This window comes from Mixta sp., from assembly GCF_024610815.1.
In the GTDB taxonomy this organism is placed as follows: domain Bacteria; phylum Pseudomonadota; class Gammaproteobacteria; order Enterobacterales; family Enterobacteriaceae; genus Mixta; species Mixta calida.
This window is the reverse complement of sequence record NZ_JANION010000007.1, coordinates 17,424-27,588: the sequence shown is the minus strand read 5'-3', so window position 1 is coordinate 27,588 and position 10,165 is coordinate 17,424. Positions and strand designations below refer to the sequence as shown.

Annotated in this window: 10 protein-coding genes and 1 other annotated feature; of the genes, 6 read left to right on the top strand and 4 right to left on the bottom strand. The window is 59.9% G+C overall.

The features are described from left to right. The coding region (gene sohB, locus MYY08_RS00350) for a protease SohB (RefSeq protein ID WP_288012473.1) at positions 1-1,018 on the bottom strand (1,018 nt) is incomplete at its 3' end. A 192-nt stretch (positions 1,019-1,210) separates the two neighbouring features. Here sohB and MYY08_RS00345 point away from each other — a divergent pair. Both MYY08_RS00345 and cobO read left to right on the top strand, forming a co-directional pair. Then, complete coding sequence (locus MYY08_RS00345) at positions 1,211-1,972, top strand: YciK family oxidoreductase (protein ID WP_288012471.1); 762 nt, start codon at positions 1,211-1,213, stop codon at positions 1,970-1,972. After that, a complete protein-coding gene (gene cobO / locus MYY08_RS00340; RefSeq protein WP_038625911.1) occupies positions 1,972-2,562 on the top strand; it encodes a cob(I)yrinic acid a,c-diamide adenosyltransferase in 591 nt (196 codons plus the stop codon). The genes MYY08_RS00345 and cobO overlap by 1 nt, the downstream gene beginning before the upstream one ends. 148 nt (positions 2,563-2,710) lie before the next feature. Here the strand turns inward: cobO and rluB are convergent, their stop codons facing one another. The 3 genes from rluB to rnm all read right to left on the bottom strand — a co-directional run bounded on the left by rluB (position 2,711) and on the right by rnm (position 5,354). Continuing rightward, positions 2,711-3,577 (bottom strand): 23S rRNA pseudouridine(2605) synthase RluB, encoded by an 867-nt coding sequence (gene rluB, locus MYY08_RS00335; protein ID WP_038625909.1) that lies wholly within the window; start codon positions 3,575-3,577, stop codon positions 2,711-2,713. A 258-nt stretch (positions 3,578-3,835) separates the two neighbouring features. Then, a complete protein-coding gene (locus MYY08_RS00330; RefSeq protein WP_038625907.1) occupies positions 3,836-4,456 on the bottom strand; it encodes an L-threonylcarbamoyladenylate synthase in 621 nt (206 codons plus the stop codon). A gap of 10 nt (positions 4,457-4,466) precedes the next feature. Then, positions 4,467-5,354 (bottom strand): RNase RNM, encoded by an 888-nt coding sequence (gene rnm / locus MYY08_RS00325; RefSeq protein ID WP_038625905.1) that lies wholly within the window; start codon positions 5,352-5,354, stop codon positions 4,467-4,469. Positions 5,355-5,502: 148 nt separating this feature from the next. Next, positions 5,503-5,599 (top strand) — a sequence feature (Trp leader region). A 23-nt stretch (positions 5,600-5,622) separates the two neighbouring features. On the opposite strand from rnm, the gene MYY08_RS00320 reads away from it, so the two are divergent. From MYY08_RS00320 to trpCF, 4 genes are read left to right on the top strand one after another with little or no spacing between them, the layout of a single operon-like run. After that, positions 5,623-7,185 (top strand): anthranilate synthase component 1, encoded by a 1,563-nt coding sequence (locus MYY08_RS00320; RefSeq protein WP_038625904.1) that lies wholly within the window; start codon positions 5,623-5,625, stop codon positions 7,183-7,185. Then, positions 7,185-7,763 carry a glutamine amidotransferase-related protein gene (locus MYY08_RS00315; RefSeq protein WP_038625903.1) on the top strand — a complete coding sequence of 193 codons (579 nt, stop codon included), beginning with the start codon at positions 7,185-7,187 and terminating at the stop codon, positions 7,761-7,763. Before MYY08_RS00320 ends, MYY08_RS00315 begins: the two co-directional genes overlap by 1 nt. 15 nt (positions 7,764-7,778) lie before the next feature. Further along, on the top strand, positions 7,779-8,777 hold the full coding sequence (trpD, locus tag MYY08_RS00310) for an anthranilate phosphoribosyltransferase (RefSeq protein ID WP_038625902.1): 999 nt from the start codon (positions 7,779-7,781) through the stop codon (positions 8,775-8,777). Between the two features lie 2 nt (positions 8,778-8,779). Further along, entirely contained in the window at positions 8,780-10,141 is a 1,362-nt protein-coding gene (gene trpCF, locus MYY08_RS00305) for a bifunctional indole-3-glycerol-phosphate synthase TrpC/phosphoribosylanthranilate isomerase TrpF (protein ID WP_288012466.1), read from the top strand. Positions 10,142-10,165 lie beyond the last annotated feature (24 nt).

Here is a 10,165-nt window from a genome sequence, read left to right as displayed (position 1 = left end):
GCTTTAACAGCTGGCGCGCGGCGCTGTCGGCGGCGCTTTGTGTAAAGCGATCCATCAGCTTTTTACGGCGCGTGTAGCGGACGTTAACGACGTTAAACTGCTCCATGCGTCCGATAATAATATCGTCGCTGGTGCCCAACGCGTCGATAAGCTTGTTCTCCAGCGCCTGGCTTCCGTACCAGTATTCACCGGTAGCGACGCGATCGATATCCAGTACCGGACGCATTTGCTGCACGAACGATTTAAACAGCTGATGCGTTTCGTTTAAATCTTCGCGGAATTTATTGCGGCCCTGTTCGGTATTTTCGCCAAACAGCGTTAGCGTGCGCTTATATTCGCCCGCCGTATGCAACTCAACATCAATATCATTGCGCTTCAGCAGACGATTAAAGTTGGGCACCTGCGCCACCACGCCAATCGAGCCGATAATGGCGAACGGCGCGGCGATAATCCGATCGGCCACACAGGCCATCATATAGCCGCCGCTGGCGGCGACCTTATCCACCGCGACCGTTAAGCGGATATTTTTTTCGCGCAGCCGTTGCAATTGCGACGCCGCCAGGCCGTAGCCGTGTACCACGCCGCCTGGGCTTTCCAGCCGCAGCAGCACTTCATCCTGTTCACGCGCCACCGCCATCACTGCGGAAATCTCCTCGCGCAGCGACGAGACTTCGCCAGCATCCATGCTGCCTTTAAAGTCGAGCACATAGAGTGTAGGCTTGTTATCCTGACGCGGCAGCCCTTGCTTCGCGCGCTGCTTTGCCGCCTTCGCCTCCTGTTTCTGCTTTTTCTTTTCCGCTTTTTGCCGCAGCTTCTGCTCATGCGGCAGCAGCGCCGCCAGCAGCATCTCATTTTTCATTTCCCGGTAGCGCTCGTTAAGCTGCGCAACCTGAAGCTGTCCGGCCCGTCCGCGCTTGCGCTGCGTCACATTGACTAAAATGACGGCAATCGCCGCAATGGCGACGACAACGGTAACAACTTTCGCTAAAAACAGGGCATACCAAAAGAGTAAATCCATGCGTTCCGCCTTTGCTTATTTCCTTTCTGAAACCAGTGCGTAGTGTAGCCGAGTCGGTCCGCTTCGTCGCCTGTAAAGCAGCGCGGCACCCGAAATGGCGGCGGCGACGTTGAACTGAAATGCGTTTTCAGGCATAACACCCCTATTAGCCGCCCTCAGCCCTGCTGAGCTATTATCGCCGAGGAAGACGTTTTGCATTATCAACCGAAAAGCGACCTGCTTGATCACCGTATTATTCTTGTTACCGGCGCCAGCGACGGCATTGGCCGTGAAGCGGCGTTGACCTACGCCCGCTATGGCGCCCAGGTTATTTTGCTGGGCCGCAACGCAGAGAAGCTGCAGCGCGTCAGCGACGACATCAGCGCGCTGGGAAAAGCGGCCCCGCTGATCCGCCTGCTCGATCTGTCGGAAGTCACGCCTGAAAGCTGTCGTCAGTTTGCCGATGAGCTGGCGCAGCAGGTTCCGCGTCTTGACGGCGTGCTGCACAATGCCGGGCTGCTGGGCGAGATCGTTCCCCTTGCCGATCTCGCACCGGAGATATGGCAGCAGGTAATGCGCGTCAACGTCGACGCCACCTTTTTCCTGACTCAGGCGCTGCTGCCGCTGCTGCTGAAATCGGAAGCAGGATCGCTGGTGTTCACCACCTCCAGCGTCGGTCGCGTCGGGCGTTCCGGCTGGGGCGCCTACGCCGTATCGAAATTCGCCACCGAAGGCATGATGCAGGTGCTGGCGGAAGAGTATAAAAACCGTAATCTGCGGGTAAACTGCATCAATCCAGGCGGAACGCGCACGAAAATGCGCGCCAGCGCCTTCCCGGAAGAAGATGCCGGCAAGCTGAAAACGCCCGCGGAAATTATGCCGATTTATCTCTATCTGATGGGTGACGACAGCCGCCGTAAAACCGGCGTCAGCTTCGATGCGCAACCGGGCCGCAAACCGGGGCCGGCGGAATAATGGCGCAGGATCGTCACCAGCAGCGCCAGCAGCGCCTGAAAGAACAGGTGGATGCCCGCATCGCCGCCGCCAGCGAAACGCGCGGTATCCTGATGGTATTTACCGGCAACGGCAAAGGGAAAACCACCGCCGCCTTTGGCACGGCCGCACGCGCCGTCGGGCATCAGAAAAAAGTGGGCGTGATCCAGTTTATTAAGGGAGAGTGGCCGAACGGCGAACGCAACCTGCTGGAGCCGCACGGCGTCGAGTTCCAGGTAATGGCCACCGGCTTTACCTGGGAAACGCAGGACCGCGCAGCGGACACCCATGCCTGCCTTGCCGTCTGGCAGCATGCGCGGCGGATGCTGAACGATGAAACGCTCGATTTAGTCCTGCTGGATGAGCTGACCTATATGGTCAGCTTCGACTATCTGCCGCTGGATGAGGTTATTACCGCGCTGCGTCAGCGTCCGGCGCATCAGAGCGTGATCATTACCGGCCGCGGCTGCCATCGCGATATTCTGGCGCTGGCCGACACCGTCAGCGAAATGCGTCCGGTCAAACACGCCTTTGACGCCGGTATTCAGGCGCAGCAGGGCATCGACTGGTAGCCGTGAAGCGCTTTCCCGCAGTCGCTTATCTGCCGGGCACGTCAACGTTAGCGTCGTCGGCAATCGAGCGGCGGCAAGGTAACGCGTCTTTCCGGTGATAACCGGCTGGCTGGAAAGTAAAAAGGCATCCCGGAGGATGCCTTTTTTATTAACCGCGTTTTGCCGGCCGGCGATTATTGCCCAGCTGCGCATGGCGCTTCACGGCGCGACGGATCTGATTTGCTTTGGTGCGGCGGCGATCTTTTTCCACCGGCACCTTGCTGACGATTTCCGGCGGCAGCTCCACCAGCTCGCGCAGGTAGTTTACCGGCTGCAGATCCAACTCGGTCCAGCCGCCGCGCGGCAGGCCTTTCGGCAGCGTAATGTCGCCGTAGCGCACGCGGATCAGACGGCTGACCTGTACGCCTACCGCTTCCCACAGGCGACGCACTTCACGGTTGCGCCCTTCTGTCAGGGTGACGCTGTACCACTGGTTCATGCCTTCGCCGCCGGTGAACTTAATGGTGCGGAACGAGGCCGGGCCATCTTCCAGCTGGACGCCCTGGCTTAGCTGACGAATTTTCGTATCGTCAACCTGGCCGAAAACGCGCACGGCATATTCACGTTCAACCTCACGGCTCGGATGCATCAGGCGGTTCGCCAGCTCGCCGTCAGTGGTGAACAGCAGCAGACCGCAGGTATTGACGTCCAGACGGCCTACGGCGATCCAGCGCGCGCCACGTAAACGCGGCAGGCGATCGAATACCGTCGGGCGGCCTTCCGGGTCGTTACGGGTGCACAGCTCCCCTTCCGGCTTGTAATAAGCCAGCACGCGGCAAACCTGTTGGGCGGATTCGCTGATGGAGACGACATGGCCGTCGATACGGATTTTCACCGTGGCGTTGGGTTCGATACGGTCGCCCAGGGTCGCCAGTTTGCCGTCGACGCTGATGCGTCCGGCAGAGATCATTGCTTCGATTTCACGACGAGAACCGTGACCGGCCCGCGCCAAAACTTTTTGTAACTTTTCGCTCATTGAGCTGCCTCGCTGTCGCCTTCACAGGCGTCGTTTGTTGCTTCTGTCACGGCGTGGCGAGCCATGACCTGAAAGGAGGGATTACCCTGAAACGTTGGTTTTCCAGCGTCCAGGGTCAATGTGGCCGCACAGTATACATGAAGTTTAGTGACTTGCCTGTGTTTCCTCTCTGAGGCTGTAGTTTTCCGCAGCGCTGCCGATAGGCGATTTGGCGATCGTCTATCATAAAAACGAGATCAACACGCGGCCGGTCGGTGATTAGCGGAAGGGACGGCTGTCGCCCACGCCTTCGCGGATCACTTCCGGCGTATCGCTGGTTAAATCCACGACCGTGGTCGGCTGTTGTCCCAGCGTGCCGCCGTCGATAATCAGATCCACCAGCTTGCCGATGCGATCCTGGATTTCCTCAGGATCGGATTCGGTAAAGTCGTTGCCCGGCAGCATCAGCGACGTGGACATCATCGGCTCGTTAAGCGCTTCCAACAGCGCCAGCGCCACCGGATTAGACGGCACGCGCAGACCGATGGTTTTACGCTTATCGTTCATCAGGCGGCGCGGCACCTCTTTGGTTCCTTTCAGAATAAAGGTGTAGCTGCCAGGCGTATTGTTTTTAATCAGGCGAAATGCGCTGTTATCAACGTGCGCGTAGGTCGACAGCTCAGAGAGATCGCGGCAAACCAGCGTGAAGTTGTGGCTGCCGTCCAGCTGACGAATGCGACAGATGCGCTCCATGGCGTTTTTATCCTCCAGCCGACAGCCCAGCGCATAGCCGGAATCGGTGGGATAAACAATCACGCCGCCTTTATTAAGGGTGTCAACCGCCTGGCTAATCAGACGCGGCTGCGGATTATCAGGATGAATATGGAAAATTTGATTCATAGCTAACCTCTTATCCCCTCTCCGCAGAAGGCATCAACACAGGAAAACGACTCCATACGGCTTCGACGCCGCCCGGCAGCCACAGCTTTTTACCCAGCTCAATCCACGGACAGGGTTGGTGAAAATCAGAGCCCTGAGACGCCGCCAGATTATAGTCCTGTGCGTAGCGTCCCAGCTGGCTGCGTTCGTTTGGCGGCTGCTGGCACTGCGCCACCTCCATCGCATCGCCGCCGACGTCGGCGAAATGCGCAATCAGGCGCTTCAGCCATTTGGCGGACAACCCGTAACGTCCGGGATGCGCCAGCACGGCATAACCGCCGGAATGATGAATAGCATCAACGGCTTGTTTAATTGTACACCATTGTGGCGGCGCATAGCCGGTTTTGCCGCGCGCCAGATAGTGCTTAAAAACATTCGCCATATTGTCGGCCTTGCCCTGCGCGATCAGCCAGCGGGCGAAATGCCCGCGCGTAATCGCGCCGCCTTCCGCCAGCGCCAGCGCGCCTTCCAGCGCGCCGGGGATCTGCGCCTTCTCCAGACGCTCCGCCATCAGTCTGGCGCGCGCCAGACGACATTCCGTCTGTCCCGCCAGAAAATCGACGATAGCGGGATGCGCGGGATCGATGCCGAGACCCACAATATGAATTTCGTGATTTTCCCACAGCGTTGAGGCTTCAACGCCGTTAATTAAATGCAGCGGAAGCTGCCGCGTCGCAATCGCTTCCCTGGCGGCCGCCAGGCCCGCCACGCTGTCATGGTCGGTGATGGCCAGCACGCCTACGCGCATCTCGACGGCGCGCTGCACCAGCTCCGCGGGCGTCAGCAAACCATCCGACGCGCGGGTGTGGCTGTGCAAATCATAAATGGGAAACGCGCTTATCGACGTGGTTGCGGTCAAAATAACTCCTGAGAAACATAACGATTCGACGCATCATAGCGGATTAACCGCTATATAAAAAAGTATTGACATTCACCTCCTGAACCCGTTAACTAGTACACAAGTTCACGCGAGGGTGTCCATGATGATGTTTAATCACGAATTGATGACTGGTTGGTGGCGCGCTTCCGTTCAAGGGCGACGACGTCACGCATAACGATCACCATGCTGATACCTGAGCCCGCCAACAACGCGGGCTTTTTTTTGAGCGAATTTCAGAGAACCGATTATGTTGAATGCAAAACCACAATTAAAACTGATTACCGGATCGGCGCCCTACCGTGAAGATCCCGCCGCGGTTTTCCATCAGCTGTGCGGCGCCCGCCCGGCGACCTTACTGCTGGAGTCAGCGGATATCGACAGCAAGCGCAACCTGAAAAGCCTGTTGATCGTCGACAGCGCGCTGCGCATCACCGCAATGGGCAACCAGGTCACCGTACAGGCGCTGTCGGAGAACGGCGCCCAGCTGCTGCCGCTGCTTGACGCCGCGCTGCCAGCAGAAGTGAAAAACCAGGCGCGTCCCGATGGCCGCCTGCTTGATTTCCCACAGGTTGATGATGAGCAGGATGAAGATTCCCGCCTGAAATCACTGTCGGTGTTTGACGCGCTGCGCATCATCGCCCAGCTGGTTAAGGCGCCGCAGGAGGAGCGCGAGGCGCTGCTGCTCGGCGGTCTGTTCGCCTACGACCTGGTGGCTGGCTTTGAGCCGCTGCCGCCGCTGCGTAACGAGCAGCGCTGCCCCGATTACTGTTTCTATCTGGCGGAAACGCTGTTGGTAATTGATCACCAGCGCCAGAGCGCGCGGCTGCAGGCCAGCCTGTTCGCGCCCTCCACCAGCGAATTCCAGCGCCTGCAGCGTCGCATTCACCAGTTGCATGAACAGATGCTGCAGCCCGCACAGCCGCTGCCGGTGCAACGCGTCGAGGAGATGGCGCTTAGCTGCAGCCAGAGCGATGAAGAGTACTGCGAAGTGGTGCGTTCCATGCAGGAGGCGATCCGCATCGGCGAAATCTTTCAGGTCGTGCCGTCGCGCCGCTTCTCCCTGCCCTGTCCTTCACCGCTGGCGGCCTACGAAACGCTGAAAAACAACAATCCCAGCCCCTATATGTTTTTTATGCAGGACGGCGACTTCACGCTGTTCGGCGCCTCGCCGGAAAGCTCGCTGAAATATGACGCCGCCTCGCGCCAGATAGAAATTTACCCGATTGCCGGTTCGCGCCCGCGCGGCCGCCACGTCGACGGCTCGCTGGACCGCGATCTCGACAGCCGCATCGAACTGGAGATGCGCACCGATCATAAAGAGCTGGCGGAACATCTGATGCTGGTCGACCTGGCGCGCAACGATCTGGCGCGCATCTGCGAACCGGGCAGCCGCTATGTCGCCGACCTGACCAAAGTGGATCGCTACACCTTTATTATGCATCTGGTGTCGCGCGTCGTCGGCACGCTGCGCAACGATCTGGATGTGCTGCACGCCTATCGCGCCTGCATGAACATGGGCACCCTGAGCGGCGCGCCGAAAGTGCGCGCGATGCAGCTTATTGCCGGCGCGGAAGGTACGCGCCGCGGCGCTTACGGCGGGGCCGTCGGCTACTTTACCGCCAGCGGCGATCTCGACACCTGCATCATCATCCGTTCCGCCTGGGTAGAAGATGGCATCGCCACCGTACAGGCTGGCGCTGGCGTGGTGCTCGATTCGCAGCCACAGGCTGAAGCGGATGAAAGCCGCAATAAGGCGCGCGCGGTGCTGCGCGCCATCGCTACCGCACATCACTGCAAGGAGACGTTCTGATGGCCGATATCCTGCTGCTCGATAATATCGATTCCTTTACCTATAACCTGGTCGATCAGCTGCGTACCTTTGGTCATCGCGTGGTGATCTACCGCAACACCGTTGCGGCCGATACGCTGACTGAACGGCTGCAACAGATGGAAAATCCGGTGCTGATGCTGTCGCCCGGCCCCGGCGCCCCGGCCGATGCAGGCTGCATGCCTGAACTGCTGCGCCGCCTGCGCGGCCGCCTGCCGATTATCGGCATCTGCCTTGGACATCAGGCGATCATCGAGGCCTACGGCGGCCGCGTTAGCCAGGCGGGCGAAATCCTGCACGGCAAAGCGTCCGCCATTACTCATGACGAACAGCAGATGTTCGCCGGATTAAGCAATCCGCTGCCGGTGGCGCGCTACCACTCGCTGGTGGGCAGCGATACGCCCGATGAGCTGGTGGTGAACGCCACCTTTAACGGTATGGTCATGGCGGTGCGTCACGACGCCGACCGGGTGTGCGGCTTTCAGTTCCATCCCGAATCTATTCTGACCACGCAGGGCGCGCGCCTGCTGGAACAAACCCTGGCCTGGGCGCTGGCATAAGCGGAGGAGAACGCGATGCACCATATTCTGGAGAAATTATATCAGGCGCAGACCCTGACGCAGGCGGAAAGCCACCAGCTGTTTACCGCGATTATCACCGGTCAGCTGGAGCCGACGCAGCTGGCGGCGGCGCTGGTGGCGATGAAAGTGCGCGGCGAGCGGCCGGAAGAGATCGCCGGCGCCGCCTCGGCGCTGCTGGCCGACGCGCGCCCTTTCCCGCGCCCCGGCTACGCCTTCGCCGATATTGTCGGCACCGGGGGCGACGGCAGCAACAGCATTAATATTTCTACCGCCAGCGCCTTTGTCGCCGCCACCTGCGGCCTGAAAGTGGCAAAGCACGGCAACCGCAGCGTTTCCAGCAAATCCGGCTCCTCCGATCTGCTGGCGGCTTTCGGCATCAGCCTTGATCTGCCGGCGGAACAGGCGCGTCAGGCGCTGGACGATTTGAACGTCTGCTTTCTGTTCGCGCCCCAGTATCACACCGGCTTCCGCCATGCGATGCCGGTTCGCCAGCAGCTGAAAACCCGTACGCTGTTTAACGTGCTGGGGCCGCTGATCAATCCGGCGCGGCCGCCGCTGGCAGTGATTGGCGTCTACAGCCCCGAACTGGTGCTGCCGATTGCCGAAACGCTGCGGGTGCTGGGCTATCAGCGAGCGGCGGTGGTGCACGGCGGCGGCATGGATGAGATCGCGGTCCACAGCGCGACCCAGGTGGCGGAGCTGCGCGACGGCGATATCACCTGTTATCAGCTGACGCCGGAAGATTTTGGCCTGCCGTATCACAGTAAGGAATCGCTGGCGGGCGGCACCCCGGAAGAAAACCGTGACATTCTGGCGCAATTGCTCCAGGGTAAAGGCGAACGCGCGCACCAGCATGCGGTGGCCGTCAATGTGGCTATGCTTTTGAAAATATTCGGCAATGAAGATTTACGCGATAACGCCCAGCGGGCGCTGAGCGCCATCGCCAGCGGTCAGGCTTATGAACGCGTGGTCGCGTTAGCAGCAAGAGGCTAAAAATGCAGGAAACCGTACTGAATCATATCGTCAGGGATAAAGCGCTGTGGATCGAAAAACGCAAGCAGACGCAGCCGCTCTCCTCATTTCAACAGCAGCTGACGCCCTCTTCGCGCAGTTTCTATGATGCGCTACAGGGCGCGCGCACCGCTTTTATCCTGGAGTGCAAGAAAGCCTCGCCCTCCAAAGGGGTCATTCGCGAAGATTTTGATCCGGTCGCCATCGCGGAGGTTTATAAAAATTACGCCTCGGCGGTGTCGGTACTGACCGACGAAAAATATTTTCAGGGCAGCTTTGATTTCCTGCCGCTGGTCAGCGCAGCGATTACCCAGCCGGTGTTGTGCAAAGATTTTATTATCGATCCGTGGCAGATCTATCTGGCGCGCTACTATCAGGCCGACGCCATTTTGCTGATGCTCTCAGTGCTGGATGATGAACAGTATCGCCAGCTGGCCGCCGTGGCGCATAGCCTGGAGATGGGCGTCCTGACCGAAATCAGCAACGAAGAGGAACTGGAGCGCGCGCTGGCGCTGGGCGCGAAAGTGGTCGGCATCAATAACCGCGACCTGCGCGATCTCTCGGTCGATCTGAACCGCACCCGTCAGCTGGCGCCGCGTCTCGGCCACGGCGTGACGGTGATCAGCGAATCGGGCATCAACAGCTATGCACAGGTGCGCGAACTAAGTCACTTCGCCAACGGTTTCCTGATCGGCTCGGCGCTGATGGGCGAAGACGATCTGCATCTGGCAGTGCGCCGCGTGCTGCTCGGCGAGAACAAAGTGTGCGGCCTGACGAAACCGGAAAACGCGCAGGCAGCCTGGCAAGCAGGCGCGATCTACGGCGGACTGATTTTCGCCGAAGGTTCGCCGCGTCAGCTGACGCTTGCTGAAGCCCAGCCCATCGCTGCGGCGACGCCGCTACGCTATGTCGGCGTTTTCCGCGACGCGTCCCTGAGTGACGTTGTCACTTATGCGGAGGCACTGTCGCTGTATGCGGTACAGCTGCATGGCCGTGAAGATCAGGATTACATCACTGCCCTGCGCGCCCGGCTGCCGCAGAATACGGCGATCTGGAAAGCGTTGAGCGTGGGAAGCGCCCTGCCGACGCGCGACCTGCAGCACGTTACGCGCTATGTCTTTGACAACGGCGCAGGCGGTACCGGTCAGCCCTTCGACTGGTCACTGCTGACGGGCCAGACGCTGAACAATGTACTGCTGGCGGGCGGACTGGGCGCCGACAACTGCGTCACCGCCGCTCAGGCGGGCTGCGCCGGGCTCGATTTTAATTCCGGCGTGGAAAGCGCGCCGGGCGTCAAGGATGCCAATAAGATCGCCGCCGTGTTTCAGACGCTGCGCGCCTACTGACAGACAACGCCCGCCTGCGGCGGG